This window comes from Lentzea atacamensis, assembly GCF_003269295.1.
In the GTDB taxonomy this organism is placed as follows: Bacteria; Actinomycetota; Actinomycetes; order Mycobacteriales; family Pseudonocardiaceae; genus Lentzea; species Lentzea atacamensis.
This window is the reverse complement of record NZ_QLTT01000007.1, coordinates 169,274-184,456: the sequence shown is the minus strand read 5'-3', so window position 1 is coordinate 184,456 and position 15,183 is coordinate 169,274. Positions and strand designations below refer to the sequence as shown.

The following is a 15,183-nucleotide window of genomic DNA, read 5'->3' as shown; positions in this document are numbered from 1 at the left end:
TGTTCCGCGGCGGCGGGGCACAACATGTGGAACAGGGTCTCTCACAGGTGCTTTCCAGCGTCCACCGTCCCGATTTCCAGCGACGCCACGCCTTCCTGGACGTCCGCGGCGCGCGTGACCTGACGGTCGAGTTCCGTGCGGTGCTTCACGCTCAACGCGCGGAACGGTTCCACCTTCACGTCGATGCGCTTACCGGACCGCTTCTGATGCCACACGCCGGCCACCACGCCGTCGATCAGCACCACCGGCACCGGACCGGCCTGTCCCCGGGACAACGCCCGTTCGAAGGCACGGCCGGGAAACACCGCCTCGCGCGGGTAACTGCCGATGACGTACACGTCGAAGTAGGGCAACAACCGCAGTCCGCGTGGCCGTTTCCCGACCTCCAGGTCGTCGTCCGCGGCCAGCCAGGCCCGCACACCGTCGAGCTCGACCGGACGCAGCCGATCACCCAGCGCCGCGAACACCTCGCTCGCCCACTTCTTCGGTGCCGTCAGCCACTGCGCGAACTGCTGCGGTGTAGCGGGTCCGTAAGCGCGCAGGTACTTCAGCACCAGTCGCGCCACGGCGTCCTCGGCCGGCATCGGCGTGAAGCCCGGCAACCAGCGCGCCGGTGAGGTGTACGTCGTCCTGCGTGCGTTGTCCGGACCGAAGCACAACACACCGCGGTTCGCCGCCACCTGCAGTGCCGTCCGCCAGCGCGGCCACATCCCGGTGAACCCCGGCACGACGAGATCACCAGCCCACGGCCCGGTTTCCGCGATCACCCGCTCGTCGAACTCGTCGACGGTCAGCTCGGCGTCACGCACCGCGTGGCCGATCACGCCGACCACCTCGTCCAGCTGGTCCGGCGTCATCCTGGCGGACACCGCGAGCCGCGGCGGTTGCGGCGGAATCGCGTTGACCGCCCCGATCCACATCGGCAGGTCCGCGGTCGCGAGCAGGTGCACCGTCCCCCGTGGACCGAACGTCTTGACCAGCTCACGGCTTTCCCACAAGGCGTTGCGGACGTCCACACGGGACACCTTGGCAACGCGCAGCCCGATCGACACCTCGGCCGCGGACATCACCTGTGCGTGAATCCCGCACACGTCGCTCACGACGGCAGCGATGCCACCCTCGGAGCTCGGCTTCGTCAGCGAGTGCCGGACGAGTCTGCGCGCGCACGCCTCGTGCCACGACATCCGCTCCACTTCGGTTCCTCGCTCTCAGCTGGACACGTCTGCGGGCGGACCGTCCACTCGACGGCCCGCCCGCAGGGGAAGGAAGACTTCACCGCACCGCATCGTCTGCGGGTACCTCGGGACGCGGGTCACCCGCGCACGTCACGTCCTCTTCCGGAAGCACGCCATCGACCAGATAGCGGGTCACGAGATGGTCGACCACGGTGTTCCCGGCGAAGGCGAACGTCTCGTGGCCGCCCGAGTCCGTCACGGTGATCAGGCGGTGTCCCAGGCGCTTCGCCATCGCGACACCGCCCTCGTAACAGCTCCACGGGTCGCTGTCAGTCTGCACGACAAGGCCCATCGGGTATCCGGTGCGGGCCACCGTCGTAGGCGGCTCGGCGTGCTTGAACGTCGCGAACGTCCCGACCCACGGCTGCGCGCGCATCACGCCGAACCCGTAGGGGTACTTCTCCCGGAACTCGCGCATGTCCGCGTAGTAGACCTCGAGGTCCGTCGGCCACTCGGTCTCCAGCGTCACCGCCTCGAGCACCGCCTCGCGCAGACCTCCCATCGTGGAACCGGGGCGCCACACGCTCTGGCCTGAGAGCAGTGCCTCGGCCGCCGCCGAATCTCCGTGCGACACCGCCTTGCGCAGATCGACCACCAGGCGGGCGAGCTGGTCCCACTCCGGCCGCCGCGGTGCCAGCACGCCGATCCGCTGGTCGAAAAGGGTGCGCAACAGCGGGCTCGGCGCAAGCGCGGCGAGTCCTGCCGCGACGTCCTCGACCGAGCCGACCACGTCGCTCGCGCCGGCGCCGAGTCCGTACCGGCTCTCGCGTTCGCCGGCCCACCGCGCCCACGCGTCGACGCTGTACCGGATCGCGGCCCCCTGCGACTTGAACTGCGTGCGCCAGTCCCACACGGGGTGCTTGCACGAGTCCAGCACACTGCGGTCCAGATGATCCGGGAACATCGTGCCGTACACCGCGCCGACCATCGTGCCGTACGCGTACCCCAGGTAGTTGATCTTCTCCTCACCCAGCAGCCGGCGGATGAACTCGATGTCACGCGCGAGATTGCGGGTGCTGACGTGCGGGCGGAGGGTGCCGCCCGCACGGCTGCAGCCCTCCTCCCGTTCCTTCATGTCGGCTGCGATCAACGGGAACTGCTCGTCCGGTGGCCTCGAGTCGAAGACCGCGGTCGTCGGGCTCGCCTCTGCGCCGAGGAACGTGGAGTCGCCCGTACCGCGCGGGTCGAACCCGACGAGGTCGTACACCTCGTTCAACGAGGTGGTGCGCTTCAGCTCGACCGGCATCCGGGCACCGAGACCGTCGTCTCCCCCCGGTCCGCCGTTGATGGCCAGCAGCACGCCGCGCCGCCGCGCCGGATCGGTCGCCGGAATGCGGGTGAGCTTCAACGAGATCCGCTCACCCGCCGGATCGGAGTAGTCGAGCGGCACCTCGACGACGGCGTGCTGCACGCCGTCCGCATCCGCCGCCGACCATCCGGGTAAGGACGTCGTCACGATGAGTTCCCCTTGACCTGTCAGGTGAGCTTCACGAGAACATTGCCGAAGTGCTTGCCCCGCAACAGATCGAGCAGTGCTTTCGGTGCCTTCTTCAGGCCACCGTCGACAATCGTGTGCGGGAAGACGAACTTGCCCTCCTTCAGCCACGTGCTGAAGTTCTGCTGCCACGCCCAGATCTGCTCGGGGGTGTGGTAGGTCGCGAACGGCCGGATCTGGATCTGCCGCACGATCGCGGTCATGATGTCCAGGCGCGGGAACGCGCCGTCGCTGTCGCCGACCTGGCCGGACAGCGCACCGCACAGGGCGAACCGCGCGTCCTGCGCCGCCGCCTGGACCGCCGCCTCGAACTGCTCGCCACCGACGACGTCGAAGAAGACGTCGATGCCGTCCGGTGCCAGCTTGCGCAGGTTGTCGACGACCTTGCCCTTCTTGTAGTTGAAGGCGGCGTCGAAGCCGAGCTCGTTCACCAGGTAGTCGATCTTCTTCTGGCTTCCCGCGGACCCGATGACGCGCTTGGCGCCGAGGCACTTCGCGATCTGCCCGGCGAGCGAGCCGACACCACCGGCCGCACCGGAGACGAACACCGTGTCTCCTTCGCGCACCTGGGCGATGTCCACGATGCCGTGGTAGGCGGTCGGGCCCTGCGTCAGGTAGTGCTCGGGCGTCGGGTACAGGTTGGGGTCGAGCTTCCAGAACGACTGGGCGGGGCCGACCGCGTACTCCTGCCAGCCGTTCATGCCCTCGACGCTGTCTCCGACCGCGAGGTCCGGGCTGTTCGACGCGACGACCTTGCCGACGGCGAAGCCCCACAGCGTCTCGCCGACCTTGTAGGTGGGCATCGGCAGGTCCGCGTCCTCGCGCATCAGATCCTGCATCACCGCAGTGACCTGCAGGTAGTCGTAGCGGACGACGACCTCGCCCTCACCGGGCTGGCGGACATCGACCTCGACGACGTCGAAGTTGGCCTCGGACACGACGTCCGTCACGTGGGAGGCGAGACGCACTTCCCGTGCCTTGGCGGGAATCGCCGTGGTAGCCATGAGGGGGACCTCCGTACTCGGAATCGATTTGAGAACAGCCTCGGACACCGCCCTAGAGCCGCGGTGGAGCCAGGCGCTCCGCGAGGTCAGGAAGCCCGTGCGACCGGCTTCGCCTGTCCGTCGCGATGAACGGTCCGCGACTTGGTGTAGAGCCGGCCGTCGACGCGCACCAGGACGTCCTCGATGAAGAACGTCGGCTCGAACGTGACCTTGCCCTCGGCATCGGTCCGCGTCACGAGCGAGCAGTAGGTGACGTTCAGCGTGTTCTCGCCGGCTTCTTCGATCAGGTAGTGGTCGTTCCAGTGCCGCACGGCCACGCCCTGGTAGCGGGGCAGGGCGGCGTTGGCGCCGGCGATCATGGCGGCACGGCCCTCGACCTTCTCGCCGCGGTGGGCGTGGTCGGTGATGCCGTCCTCGGTGAACGTCTGGACGTAGCCCTCGATGTCCAACGCGTCGAGCAGCCGCATCTGCTGTGCGTAGAACGTCTGGACCTCGATGTGGACCTCAACACTGACACTGGACACGACAACTCCTCGTCTGCCGGCTTCGCTACGGCGAATATGCGTCGCCCCGCTGGACATCCGGTTGAGCCGCCCTGGTTCGACCCCGCTTCCATCCGGCGTCGAGAAGTGCTCGCCAGGGTGAGGTGACAGCATCCTTACCAACTCGCGAGGAGGGCCACTATGGCCTCAGTTCCCGACGTCGCCAAGTCGGTGACGGTCGAGGCGACCATCGAGCAGGCGTTCGCGATCTTCGTGGAACGGCCGTTGGAGTGGTGGCCGGAATCGCACGTGTTCGTCAAGCAGCGGCAGGCGATCACGATCGAGCCGTTCGTCGGCGGCCGCTACTTCGAGCGCGGTGCGGACGGCGAGGAGATCGCCTGGGGCACCATCACCGAGTGGGACCCGCCGAACCGGCTCGTGATGACGTGGCGGGTCGGCCCCCAGTGGCGGCCGATCTTCGACGACGAGAAGGCCTCGTTCATCAAGGTGGACTTCGTGGCCAGCGGTCCGACCACGACGACCATGACTCTGACGCACGCCGACCTGCACCGCCACGGTGACATCGCGGAGAGCATCCACGCCGCGCTCGACGGTCCTTCGCCGGGCGAGACGCTGGAGCAGTACGCGGCCGTTGTGGCCAAGCACGTCCCCAAAGCAGCCTGATCACGCCGCGAAAAGGGCCGCCCCGGCACGCCGGGGCGGCCCTTTTCGTCTGGTCAGGCACCGAGTTCGAGTTCCTCGTCCACGTGCCGGATCTCGCGGACGTCGACGAGCCTGCGCAGCTGTTCGACCAGCTGGGCGAGCGAACGCCCCGGCAGGAGCGCGACCTCGACGTCGAGGCGGAAGAGCTCACCGGCGGGGCGCAGGCTCAGCCGTTCGACGTCGACACCACGGCTCGAGAACAGCACCACGACGCGTGCGAGGACGCCCTGCTCGTTGCGCAGCAACATGGAGAGCGAATGTCTTGTCATCACTCAGCTTCCTCGTCGAACAGGGGCCTGATGCCCCTCGCGGCCATGATCTCGTCGTTGCCGGTTCCCGCGGCCACCATCGGCCACACCTGGGCGTCCTGCCCCACCACGAAGTCGACCACCACCGGGCGGTCGCGCACCGCCATCGCCTCGGTGATCACGCCGTCCACTTCGGACTTCTCCGAGCACCTCAGTCCGGCGCAGCCCAGCGCGTCCGCGAGCTTCACGAAGTCAGGCACGCGGTTGTGGGTGTTGAGCCGCGTGTTGGAGTAGCGCCCGCCGTAGAACAGGGTCTGCCACTGCCGGACCATGCCGAGGTTGCCGTTGTTGATGATCGCGACCTTGATCGGGATGCCCTCGATGGCACAGGTCGCGAGCTCCTGGTTGGTCATCTGGAAGCAACCGTCGCCGTCGATCGCCCACACCGTGCGGTCCGGTGCGCCGACCTGCGCACCCATCGCCGCCGGGACCGCGAAACCCATGGTGCCCAGGCCACCGGAGTTGATGAACGAGGCGGGGCGTTCGTACTTCACGTACTGCGCTGCCCACATCTGGTGCTGGCCGACGCCCGACGTGTAGATCGCCTCCGGGCCGGCGAGCGTGCTCAGCCGTTCGATCACGTACTGCGGGGCGAGCGCGCCGTCCGCGGGCCAGTCGTAACCGATCGGGTAGGTCGACCGCAGCCCATTGAGGTAGTCCCACCACGAGGTGAGATCGGGGGTTCTGCTCACCACGGCGTTCAACGCGGCGATCACGTCCTGACAGTCGCCGACGATCGGCACGTCGGCGCGGCGGTTCTTGGAGATCTCCGCCGGGTCGATGTCGGCGTGCACCACCGCGGCGCTCGGCGCGAAGTGGGGCAGCGACCCCGTGACGCGGTCGTCGAACCGGGTTCCCAGCGCGATCAGCAGGTCGGCCCGCTGCAACGCGGCGACGGCGGGCACGGTGCCGTGCATGCCGGGCATCCCCAGGTGCTGCGGATGCGAGTCGGGAAAGGCGCCGCGGGCCATGAGCGTGGTCACCACCGGAATCCCGGTGCGGGTGGCCAGCCGGAACAAGGCCTGAGCCGCACCGGAGCGGATCACGCCGCCGCCGACGTAGAACACCGGCCGGTGCGAGGTCGCGATGAGCTGAGCGGCCTTGCGCACCTGCACCGGTGACACGGCGGGACGGCCGCGGGTCGCAGGGGGTGCCGGCACGTAGGTCGCCGGTGCCGACTGCACGTCCTTGGGCAGGTCGACCAGCACCGGCCCCGGCCTGCCGGAGGCCGCGATCGCGAACGCCTCGGCGATCACCGCGGGAATGTCCGCGGGGTCCGTCACCTGGAAGCTGTGCTTCGTGATCGGCAGCGTGATGCTGCGGATGTCCGCTTCCTGGAAGGCATCGGTACCGATCACCGAGCGGGCGACCTGGCCGGTCACCGCCACGATCGGCACCGAGTCCATGTAGGCGTCCGCGAGCGGCGTGACGAGGTTCGTCGCCCCCGGTCCCGACGTCGCCATGCAGACGCCCACCCGGCCCGTCGCCTGCGCGTACCCCTGCGCGGCGTGCCCGGCACCCTGCTCGTGACGCACCAGCACGTGCCGGATCTTCACCGAGTCGAGCAGCGGGTCGTAGGCGGGCAGGATCGCCCCGCCGGGCATCCCGAAGATCACCTCGCAGCCGACGTCCTCGAGCGCCCTGATCAACGCACCTGCGCCTGTGGTATCCACGATGTGAGCTCCCGGAAGGGGTTCAGCCTGCGAGCTGGCGCTCCAGCTGGCGAGGGGACAGCGGCTCGTCGAGCGACGGCTCGGAGCTCAGGATCGCCCGCTGCAACTGACGCAGCCTTTCGGACGGCTCAAGCCCCAGCTCCTCGATCAAGGTGTCCCGCAGCGACTTGTACGCCTCCAGCGACTTCCACTGCCGGCCCGCCCGGTAGAGCGCGAGCATGTACTGGGCGCACAGGTTCTCGTGCATCGGGTGCTGCGCGGTCAGCACGGAAAGCTCGCTCAGCAGCGACTGGTGCTTGCCGAGCTGCAGGTCGGCTTCGATGCGGGTCTCCAGCACGCCGAGCCTGCTCTCCTGCAGCCGGGTGACCTCCATGCCGAGCCGGACACCGATCTGCACGTCCACCAGCGCCGGCCCGCGCCACACCTCGGCGGCACTGCGGAGCAGGCGTGAGGCGGACTCGAGGTCACCGACCTCGAACGCGCGCTGTCCCGCGCTCGCGAGCCTCTCGTAACTGCGCACGTCCACGCTCTCCGGCGGCACGTCCAGCATGTAGCCGCCGTAGCGGGTCACCAGCACGCTCTTGGCGATGCCCGGGCCATCGCCGGGCATGGCCGCCTCGATGCGGCGACGCACTTGCAGCACGTAGGTCTGCAGGGTGGTGAGCGCGCTGCGTGGCGGTGTCATCCCCCACAGTTCTTCGATCAGCGTCGGGACCGTGACGACGTGCCCGGCCTGCAGGCCCAGCAGCGACAGCACCTGACGTGGCTTCACCGCGCTCGGCGCGATCGAGATGCCGTTCTCCCGTGCCTCCAGCGGTCCGAGAACCTTGATCTCCATTGGAGCCTCCCCCTGATTGGCGGCGGTTGACTTGCTTGTGCCATCAAGTTCACCTGAGCCGGGCTATCGAACGCCACGTATCCAGGCATGACTCCGAGATGGCGGTCTACTGCGCCGGAGGTGAGAAATTCATAGGTTCAAACGAACCCAAACATATCCATTGAGTAATCAATCAACCACACACGGTTACTTGCGCGAAAGATGTTCGACTCTTCGCACGAAATTGAGTCGCCGATCAATGTGGTCGACCGTTCTGAACCGATACAGATCAGCAAGTCGAACAGCCTTCGCCTGTTTAGTATTCGGATCGGGCGCGCGCCGCAAGTACAAGGGGGCCAGCGGTTTGCCCCCAGACTGTTGGGGGGACAAGGTGAATGCATCGGCTGCGATACCGAGATACCGCGTGATCATCGTCGCGGTCTGCCTGACCGACCTGACCCGCGCGCTACTACTCGTCGACGGGATCACTGAATTGGCGGTGTCGGCGATTGATTTCGCTCTACTTGCCCTGCTGCAAGTGACCTATTTTCGCCAGCTGTCGACCGCCACGCGCCACCTCGTCCTGGCCGCCCAGGCGGCCCTCCTGGTGCTGCCCTACGTCCTCTTCGGCCATTCCTGGGCGGGCGTCGCAGGCCTCGTAGCGGGCAACGCCCTGATGGTCCTGCCCCCGCTGCTCGGCTGGGCGGTCTTCGTGACGACCGTGGTGGCGACCGCCCTGGCTCAGACCACGCACGGCGAGGCCATGACGGCCACCGCCGCCATGGCGCTGCTCCTGGCCGGTCTGGCCTCCGGTTTCGCCACCCCGCTGCTCGCACCCGCCAAAGCCGAACCTCGCCCCGCGGCCGACGTGGCCGGCGTGGACACGGCGGTGGCCGCCGAACGCGTCCGTGTCGCCCGCGACCTGCACGACCTGCTCGGCTACAGCCTCAGCGCCATCAAGCTCAAGAGCGAGCTCGCCCACCGGATCGTCGCCGACCGCTCCGGCAACGGCTGGGAACACATGCGGGAGCACCTAAGCGATATATTGGATATCACTCACCACGCCCTCGCCGACGTGCGCTCCATGGCCCGCGCCTACCGACCCGTCTCGCTGGCCGACACGTCCGCCTCGGCGAAGACGATGCTGACCGCCTCCAACATCGACGTCCGCGTCGAACTGGACCACGATCCGCTCCCCGAGCCGGTGGAAACCGTCCTCGCCGCCGTCCTCTGCGAGGCCGTCACCAACGTCCTGCGCCACAGTGACGCCCAGACCTGCACCATCGGCGTCCGCCAGCGCGGCAGCACCGTGCTCCTCGACGTGATCAACGACGGCGCCGCCGACCGCGCCGCCTCCGCCGACTGCAACGGCGTCCGCAACCAGGCCGAACGCGTCAGAGCCGCGGGTGGCACCTTCAGCGCCAGGCACATCGGCGACGGCTCGTTCCACGTCCACGCCGCGATCCCGGCCGTGACCTCTGCCAACTCCCCGCAGCAGGACGACCAAGCATCCGCCTGACGCGCCCATCCCGGACCTTGCCAACCAATATATTGCCCGCCATCACGCAAAACGATCTCTCCGCAACCCGCTCACCAGCGCCTTAGCAATGGGACTTTTGACGGCGTCGTCAAAAGTCCCATTGCAAAGATCTGGAGCGCGGCGGTGAAGCAGGTGCCGGCGCCGCCCTAGAACCAGCCGGACTTGCGGGCGATGCGGACCGCGTCGACGCGGTTGCGGGCGTCGAGCTTGGCCGTCGCCGCCGTCAGGTAGTTGCGGACGGTGCCGACCGACAGGAAGAGCGTTGTGGCGATCTCCATCGCGTCCGCACCGTCGGAGGCGAGCCGCAGCACCTCCAGCTCACGCGGCGTCAGCGGGCACTCGTCGGTGTCCCACGCCGAGAGGGCGAGCTGGGAGTCGATCACCCGCCGCCCGACCGAAACGCCACGAATGGCGTCGGCGAGCTCACCGACCGGGGCGTCCTTGAGGATGAAGCCGTTGACGCGGGCGTTCAACGCGCGCCGGAGAGTGCCCGGCCGTCCCAGGCTGGTGAGAATGAGCGTCCGGGTATCGGGGACGGTGCCGTGGATCACGGTTGCGGCGGAAAGACCATCCATCCCGGGCAGGTCGATGTCGAGGACGGCTACGTCCGGCTTGTTCTTCTCGACCGCGGAGATGATTTCGTCACCCGACGCCACGGAGGCGACGACCTCAATATCAGGTTCAAGATTCAACAAGGCGACCAAAGCACCGCGGACCATTTGCACGTCCTCGGCGAGTAGCACTCTGATCATCCGACCCCCTTGCTTGCCCCCAGGTCACCATTTTGAGTTTTACACTCGTGACCAGTCAGGACAAGCATTGAGGCCGACCGCGCCGAGCGTTACTCCGAATGCGCTATGACCAATTAATGAAGGTAATCGGCAGGTAACGCCGAGTGACCGCATGCTCACAAGTTGCATCAGCAACCGAACCGAAAACCGGTACGGCTCGAGCGAAATGCGAGTGCGACCCGACTTCAGAGCCCGACGGCGATTCGGTCCGAATAGCGGTTCAACGGGTCTCGCCCCACCGCTCCAGCAGTTCGAGCCCGCCGTCGACGGTGATCACCTGACCCTGGACCCACGCGGCCTCGTCGGTGCAGAGCAGGGCGACGGCGTTGGCGATGTCCCCGGGCAGGGTGACGCGCCCGGACGGGCTCTTGATCGCGAGCCGGTCGACCAGGTCCGGGTCGATGTTCATGGGGCCGTTGTCGACGACTGTGGTGACAACGGCGTTGACCGCCACTCGGTACCAGGCCATCTCGAGCGCCAGCGTGCGGATCACGCCGTGCACCGGGGTCACGGTGTAGCCGGCGATGACCACACGGCCACCGTCGACGAACACTTTGGCGAGCGGCTCGACGATGTTGAGCAACGGCGTGAGGTCCGGCGACACGGCGTGGTGCACGAATATGTCCAGCCGCCCGCGCTCCTCCTTGACCCTGTCGAAGAGGAGACGCACCGAATGCTCGTCGTGGATGTTCAGCTGGGTGACCGTCACCGAGCCGGGTTTGCCCGCGAGCACGATCTTGGCGCGCTCGATGTCGACGTCGTCGTCTGTTGTCGTGAGGATGACGTGCGCGCCGTTGTCGCAGAGCTTGCTCGCGATGGCGAGACCGAGCCCGTGCGTTCCCGACGTGACCAGAGCGATCTTTCCGTCGAGTCCCAGGCGCGTGTTGACCGGTTCGATCATGATGCTGACCACCTCGTTGTCCGCGTGGTGATCGACGTTGCGCCCGGCCACTAGGGCCGAACTCGACTACTTCTTGCGCAAACCCTCGAGAACGCGGAGGATCGCGCGTTCGACCTCGCGCCCGGTGCGCTTGGGATCGGACGAGCTCGCGATCGTGCTGGCACCCGCGGACAACGCGCCGAACAGCAGCCGGGCCATGATCTCCACGGGTGCTTCCTCGATCTCCCCCGCGTCGACGAGCAACTGCACGGCCGTGCGGAGCAAACCGAAGCTGAAGTGCTCTTCCGCCTCACGCCAGCGTTCCCAGCCCATCACCACCGGCGCCTCGTGGATGATGATCCGCTGGTACTCGGGATCCAGGCACTTGCGAACGTACGCGCGCAGACCGGCGACCGCGGTCTCCCACGCGTCACCGTCAGCCGTGACCACCGCGGTGAGCGATTCGATCGCCTGCGTCTCGACCTGCGCGAAAGCCGCCTCGAACAACGCCTGCTTGCCGCTGAAGTGGTGATACAGCGCGCCTTTCGTCACGCGGGCGCGTTTGACGACCTCGTCGAGGGACGTACCGGCGTACCCGCGCTTGGTGAACAGGTCGACCGCGCTGTCGACGAGCGCCTGCCTGGTCGACTCCGAGTACTCGGCCCGTCGTGTTCGCACGGGCGAAACGTATCTCACATACCGACGGTACGTACCGGTGGTATGGTCGTGTCATACCAGGAGTATGCGAGAGACCGGGGGTACGAGACATGGGCTGGGCAGACCACTACCGCCGCCGTGACGCACTCGACGCCGTGCTGCGCGACGCCCGGCGCGACCCGTCCGCACCGCTGATCGTGGATCCGGACGTCTTCTCCTCACTGCACGAACTGCTGCTGGCGCTCGACCACCGCTGGCAGAACAAGCTGACCGCCCGCATGGAGGCGGCCGCACTGGACGGCCCGGTCGACGAGCACCGCGTCACCGCCGAACTGGCCGCGGACGAGCCGGTGTTGCGAGCGGTCCTCGACGCACACCTTTCGCTCGGCAGTTACCGGGCGGTAGGAATGACTCCATGAGTCGTTGGACCGAAGCCGACATCCCCGACCAGACCGGCCGCACCGTCCTGGTGACGGGTGCGAACTCCGGTCTCGGCCTGCGCACCGCACAGGTGCTCGCGACCAAGGGTGCCCACGTGATCATGGGCTGTCGCTCCGTCCAGCGAGGTGAGGCGGCACGGCGAACGGTGCGCGGTTCCGCACAGGTCCTCGAGCTCGACCTGGCCCACCTCGGCTCCGTTCGTTCGGCCGCCGAGAAGGTCGAGTCGCTCGACGTTCTGATCAACAACGCGGGCATCATGGCCGTGCCGTACGGCCAGACCGCGGACGGCTTCGAGCGCCAGTTCGGCACGAACCACCTGGGCCACGCCGCCCTGACGTGGCTGCTGCTGCCGGCGTTGAAGCAACGTGCAGGCGCGCGCGTCGTCACCGTGTCATCGCTCATGCACCAGTACGGCCACATGGACTTCGACGACCCGAACTGGGAACGCCGCTCGTACAGCCTTCGCGGCTCCTACAGCCAGTCCAAGCTGGCCAACATCCTCTTCGCACGGGAGCTGGACCGCCGCTCTCCGGACGTGACGTCGATTGCGGCGCACCCCGGCATGACGGCCACCGAGCTGACCAACAACATGGCTGACGCGCACAAGTCGTTGGTCATGCGGATCGGCGGCAAGATCAGCCACCTGTTCTCGCAGTCGGTCGAGATGGGCGCGCTGCCGCAGCTCTACGCGGCAACGTCACCAGAGGCGCGCGGCGGCCAGTACTACGGCCCGGACGGCTTCAACGGCATGCGCGGCCACCCCACCGTCGCGCGGATGACCGCCGCCGCCCGTGACGACCTGGCCGCGAACCGCCTGTGGGAACTCACCACCAAGCTGACCGGCATCACCCCGGATCTGCCGTAGCGCTCGACCGGAAACCCAGGTTCTGGCATCTGCCCTCTGGTGGGCCGTGCGTGACGCCGGACACGCGGGGCCGCAGCGTAGGGTGAGGTGGTGACTGTGGTACCAGAGGGTCGGAAGCTGCTGCGGCTCGAGGTCCGCAACAGCCAGACGCCGATCGAGAAGAAGCCCTCGTGGATCAAGACGCGGGCGAAGATGGGCCCCGAGTACCGGGAGCTCAAGGGTCTGGTCAAGCGCGAGGGCCTGCACACGGTCTGCGAAGAGGCCGGCTGTCCCAACATCTACGAGTGCTGGGAAGACCGCGAGGCCACGTTCCTGATCGGCGGCGAGCAGTGCACCAGGCGCTGCGACTTCTGCCAGATCGACACGGGCAAGCCCGCCGACCTCGACCGCGACGAACCCCGCCGCGTCGCCGAGTCGGTCCAGGCGATGGGTCTGCGCTACTCCACGGTCACCGGCGTCGCCCGCGACGACCTGGCCGACGGCGGCGCGTGGCTCTACGCCGAGACCGTCCGCCAGATCCACGAGATGAACCCGGGCACCGGCGTCGAGCTGCTGATCCCGGACTTCAACGCGGTCCCCGAGCAGCTGGCCGAGGTCTTCGGGTCCCGCCCGGAGGTGCTCGCGCACAACCTGGAGACGGTGCCGCGGATCTTCAAGCGCATCCGCCCGGCGTTCCGCTACGAGCGCTCCCTCGAGGTGATCACCAAGGCACGCGAGTTCGGCCTGGTCACCAAGTCGAACCTGATCCTCGGCATGGGCGAGACCCCCGAGGAGGTCACCGAGGCGCTCAACGACCTCTACGACGCGGGCTGCGACATCATCACGATCACCCAGTACCTGCGCCCGTCGCCGCGGCACCACCCGGTCGAGCGCTGGGTGAAGCCCGAGGAGTTCGTCGAGCACAAGGAGATGGCCGAGAAGATCGGCTTCCTCGGCGTCATGGCGGGCCCCCTGGTCCGCTCCTCCTACCGCGCCGGCCGCCTCTACGCCGAGGCGAAGCAGAAGCGCGGCGAGGCCCTGCCGGAGAACCTCCAGCACCTGCTGACGGTCTCCGCGTCGCAGGAGATCACCAGCCTGCTCGCCCCGCGCTGACGGCGAGCCAACCGATATATCAGCAGCTCACCCACCTCGGGTGAGCTGCTGTTTTTCGTGCTCATGCAAAAGACGTTTGCGGACGTCCGCAAACGTCTTTTGCACAACCAATATATTAGTGTGCCTGACCTGCGGGAACGGCGAGGCTAGCTGGAGCGGACCTCGCCGACGACGACGCCGTCCAGCTCGCGGATGAAGTCGGCGCCGAACGCGCTCGACGGAGTGTGCGAGCCGGGCGCGACGCCGTTGATCTTGCCGATGGCGCGGAGCACGGAGTCGGCGGTGAGGCTGTAGGCGTTGGGGGTGGTGATGGCGCACTCGACCTTGGTCTTGGCGTCCCACGCCTCGCCGAACACCTCGGCCCTGGTGTTGGCGCGCTTGCGCTCGTCGGGGCCCTTGACCTTGCCGGCGACGGTCTTCGCGACGCTCTGCACGAGCGACGTCCGCAGCACGGGGGCGAAGACCTGCTGAAGCCGTCCGAGCAGGCCGGGCACGGTGGTGAACGTCGTGATGTTCGGGATGCCGGTCGAGCGGTAGGCCGTGCTGACGTCGCCCCACGGGATGCTGCCGACCTCGCGCGGTCCGGAGCGGAAGTAGGCGGTACGGCGGCGGTGTCCGATGCGCACGCTCGTCAGCTCGCCGTTCTCGCGGACGCGCCCGCCGACGGCGGCGGCCTCGACGGAGGTCTTGGTCGTGCCCGCGCTCGCTCCTCCCCCGACGACGAACGCCAGATCGAGGTGGGTGGCGGTCGGCAGGGCGTTCTTCAGGATCGCGGCGAGGCAGTCCGTGGGGACCACGTCGAAACCGGCGCCGGGGAGCAGCACGATGCCGGCCCTGCGCGCGTCGACGTCCCTCCGCCCGATGGACTCGAAGACGTCGATCTCGCCGGTGATGTCGAGGTAGTGCGTGCCGGTCTTCAGGCAGGCTTCGACCATCGCGGCCGAGGTGTGGGCGAACGGGCCCGCACAGTGCACGACGGCGTCGACGTCCTCCAGATGAGCCCTCGCCTGGCTGAGGTCGAACGCGCGGTGCTCGAGTCCCAGCGCGCCGGCGATCGGCTCGACCTTCTCGCTCGAGCGGCCCGCGAGGATCGGCCGTTCCCCTCGCTTGACCGCGAGTTCCGCGATGAGACGTCCGGTGTAGCCGTTGGCGCCGTAGACCATCCACGTCATGCCGCGAC

Annotated in this window: 15 protein-coding genes and 1 pseudogene; 5 read left to right on the top strand and 11 right to left on the bottom strand. The window is 67.9% G+C overall.

The window, feature by feature from the left end; genetic code table 11:
* Positions 1–41: 41 nt before the first annotated feature.
* The 4 genes from C8D87_RS29710 to C8D87_RS29695 form a co-directional block, all read right to left on the bottom strand.
* Complete coding sequence (locus C8D87_RS29710; RefSeq protein WP_112229336.1) at positions 42–1,184, bottom strand: winged helix DNA-binding domain-containing protein; 1,143 nt, start codon at positions 1,182–1,184, stop codon at positions 42–44.
* 88 nt (positions 1,185–1,272) lie between these two features.
* Entirely contained in the window at positions 1,273–2,691 is a 1,419-nt protein-coding gene (locus C8D87_RS29705) for an alpha/beta fold hydrolase (protein WP_215732526.1), read from the bottom strand.
* A 20-nt stretch (positions 2,692–2,711) separates the two neighbouring features.
* Positions 2,712–3,734, bottom strand: a complete 1,023-nt coding sequence (locus C8D87_RS29700) for an MDR family NADP-dependent oxidoreductase (protein WP_112229163.1) — start codon at positions 3,732–3,734, stop codon at positions 2,712–2,714.
* Positions 3,735–3,820: 86 nt separating this feature from the next.
* A complete protein-coding gene (locus C8D87_RS29695; protein WP_215732525.1) occupies positions 3,821–4,258 on the bottom strand; it encodes a nuclear transport factor 2 family protein in 438 nt (145 codons plus the stop codon).
* Positions 4,259–4,417: 159 nt separating this feature from the next.
* On the opposite strand from C8D87_RS29695, the gene C8D87_RS29690 reads away from it, so the two are divergent.
* Positions 4,418–4,900, top strand: coding sequence for an SRPBCC domain-containing protein (locus tag C8D87_RS29690; RefSeq protein WP_109640614.1), 483 nt, complete (start codon positions 4,418–4,420; stop codon positions 4,898–4,900).
* 53 nt (positions 4,901–4,953) lie between these two features.
* Here C8D87_RS29690 and C8D87_RS29685 read toward each other — a convergent pair whose 3' ends face one another.
* The 3 genes and pseudogenes from C8D87_RS29685 to C8D87_RS29675 form a co-directional block, all read right to left on the bottom strand.
* Positions 4,954–5,208, bottom strand: coding sequence for an ACT domain-containing protein (locus C8D87_RS29685; protein ID WP_112229161.1), 255 nt, complete (start codon positions 5,206–5,208; stop codon positions 4,954–4,956).
* Positions 5,208–6,923: pseudogene (locus C8D87_RS29680) on the bottom strand (acetolactate synthase large subunit); the annotation flags it as partial. The pseudogene C8D87_RS29680 and the gene C8D87_RS29685, both read right to left, overlap by 1 nt.
* 19 nt (positions 6,924–6,942) lie before the next feature.
* Entirely contained in the window at positions 6,943–7,758 is an 816-nt protein-coding gene (locus tag C8D87_RS29675; RefSeq protein WP_109640617.1) for an AfsR/SARP family transcriptional regulator, read from the bottom strand.
* 403 nt (positions 7,759–8,161) lie between these two features.
* Here C8D87_RS29675 and C8D87_RS29670 point away from each other — a divergent pair, with 403 nt between their 5' ends.
* Positions 8,162–9,256 carry a sensor histidine kinase gene (locus C8D87_RS29670; protein ID WP_112229159.1) on the top strand — a complete coding sequence of 365 codons (1,095 nt, stop codon included), beginning with the start codon at positions 8,162–8,164 and terminating at the stop codon, positions 9,254–9,256.
* A gap of 167 nt (positions 9,257–9,423) precedes the next feature.
* Here the strand turns inward: C8D87_RS29670 and C8D87_RS29665 are convergent, their stop codons facing one another.
* The 3 genes from C8D87_RS29665 to C8D87_RS29655 all read right to left on the bottom strand — a co-directional run bounded on the left by C8D87_RS29665 (position 9,424) and on the right by C8D87_RS29655 (position 11,626).
* Positions 9,424–10,029, bottom strand: coding sequence for a response regulator transcription factor (locus C8D87_RS29665; RefSeq protein ID WP_109640619.1), 606 nt, complete (start codon positions 10,027–10,029; stop codon positions 9,424–9,426).
* A gap of 259 nt (positions 10,030–10,288) precedes the next feature.
* Positions 10,289–10,969: an SDR family NAD(P)-dependent oxidoreductase gene (locus C8D87_RS29660; RefSeq protein WP_146771904.1), complete on the bottom strand. Its 681-nt coding sequence runs from the start codon at positions 10,967–10,969 to the stop codon at positions 10,289–10,291.
* A gap of 66 nt (positions 10,970–11,035) precedes the next feature.
* Positions 11,036–11,626: a TetR/AcrR family transcriptional regulator gene (locus C8D87_RS29655; protein WP_109640621.1), complete on the bottom strand. Its 591-nt coding sequence runs from the start codon at positions 11,624–11,626 to the stop codon at positions 11,036–11,038.
* Positions 11,627–11,715: 89 nt separating this feature from the next.
* On the opposite strand from C8D87_RS29655, the gene C8D87_RS29650 reads away from it, so the two are divergent.
* The 3 genes from C8D87_RS29650 (at position 11,716) to lipA (ending at position 14,003) form a co-directional block, all read left to right on the top strand.
* The gene (locus C8D87_RS29650; RefSeq protein WP_109640622.1) at positions 11,716–12,024 is read left to right on the top strand and encodes a hypothetical protein; all 309 of its coding nucleotides are present in this window, start codon (positions 11,716–11,718) and stop codon (positions 12,022–12,024) included.
* A complete protein-coding gene (locus C8D87_RS29645; RefSeq protein ID WP_112229157.1) occupies positions 12,021–12,911 on the top strand; it encodes an oxidoreductase in 891 nt (296 codons plus the stop codon). Before C8D87_RS29650 ends, C8D87_RS29645 begins: the two co-directional genes overlap by 4 nt.
* Before the next feature lie 90 nt (positions 12,912–13,001).
* Positions 13,002–14,003 (top strand): lipoyl synthase, encoded by a 1,002-nt coding sequence (lipA, locus tag C8D87_RS29640; protein WP_112229334.1) that lies wholly within the window; start codon positions 13,002–13,004, stop codon positions 14,001–14,003.
* Positions 14,004–14,149: 146 nt separating this feature from the next.
* Here lipA and C8D87_RS29635 read toward each other — a convergent pair whose 3' ends face one another.
* Positions 14,150–15,175 carry a saccharopine dehydrogenase family protein gene (locus C8D87_RS29635; protein ID WP_112229156.1) on the bottom strand — a complete coding sequence of 342 codons (1,026 nt, stop codon included), beginning with the start codon at positions 15,173–15,175 and terminating at the stop codon, positions 14,150–14,152.
* Positions 15,176–15,183: the final 8 nt, after the last annotated feature.

Coding starts and splice junctions, on each gene's coding strand:
- C8D87_RS29645 (WP_112229157.1), top strand. CDS start 12,021: ATGAGTCGTTGGACCGAAGCCGACATCCCCGACCAGACCGGCCGCACC.
- C8D87_RS29635 (WP_112229156.1), bottom strand. CDS start 15,175: ATGACGTGGATGGTCTACGGCGCCAACGGCTACACCGGACGTCTCATC.
- C8D87_RS29650 (WP_109640622.1), top strand. CDS start 11,716: ATGGGCTGGGCAGACCACTACCGCCGCCGTGACGCACTCGACGCCGTG.
- C8D87_RS29690 (WP_109640614.1), top strand. CDS start 4,418: ATGGCCTCAGTTCCCGACGTCGCCAAGTCGGTGACGGTCGAGGCGACC.
- C8D87_RS29660 (WP_146771904.1), bottom strand. CDS start 10,969: ATGATCGAACCGGTCAACACGCGCCTGGGACTCGACGGAAAGATCGCT.
- C8D87_RS29685 (WP_112229161.1), bottom strand. CDS start 5,208: ATGACAAGACATTCGCTCTCCATGTTGCTGCGCAACGAGCAGGGCGTC.
- C8D87_RS29665 (WP_109640619.1), bottom strand. CDS start 10,029: ATGATCAGAGTGCTACTCGCCGAGGACGTGCAAATGGTCCGCGGTGCT.
- C8D87_RS29700 (WP_112229163.1), bottom strand. CDS start 3,734: ATGGCTACCACGGCGATTCCCGCCAAGGCACGGGAAGTGCGTCTCGCC.
- C8D87_RS29675 (WP_109640617.1), bottom strand. CDS start 7,758: ATGGAGATCAAGGTTCTCGGACCGCTGGAGGCACGGGAGAACGGCATC.
- C8D87_RS29710 (WP_112229336.1), bottom strand. CDS start 1,184: ATGTCGTGGCACGAGGCGTGCGCGCGCAGACTCGTCCGGCACTCGCTG.